This window comes from Salinimicrobium oceani (assembly GCF_012037645.1).
This window is the reverse complement of sequence record NZ_JAAVJR010000643.1, coordinates 1-446: the sequence shown is the minus strand read 5'-3', so window position 1 is coordinate 446 and position 446 is coordinate 1. Positions and strand designations below refer to the sequence as shown.

General features: G+C 42.4%; 1 protein-coding gene. It reads right to left on the bottom strand.

The annotated features are described in order from the left end of the window. Positions 1-118: 118 nt before the first annotated feature. Positions 119-446, bottom strand: a 328-nt coding sequence (locus HC175_RS18670) for a hypothetical protein (RefSeq protein WP_168139703.1), incomplete at its 5' end; no start/stop codon positions are given.

The following is a 446-nucleotide window of genomic DNA, read 5'->3' as shown; positions in this document are numbered from 1 at the left end:
TAAACCCTTTTGCGACGGATCACATCGTGGCCATTTTGAACACGAGGCCGAAGCTTTTGCCTTACCGCCGAAGCCTTAATTAAAAAGCAGCAACCATTTATGGTTGCTGCGGGTTTTTTTACCTGTCTTCCAAAGACTTTAATCGTGCTATAAGAAAATCAAATTCTGCAAGGATTTCCTCTTGCTTTTCATGAAGATCTTGAGCAGGAATAGGTTCCAGGTTCAGGATTTGACGGTACTCCTCAATTTTTCTTTTTAGCCGGTTTGCCTGTAAGTAATGTAGTGAAGTCGTATTCTTATGGACGAGGCCGGAAATGCCTGCAGGGTCTTTTTCATTGGCGGCTGCATTGAACTCTTCCTGATAGATCTTTAAAGATTGTACAGAATTGCTGATGAGTTTTTGGAGCACCTCCTTATTCTTTCCGGCAATAGTAGTGTACCTGGAA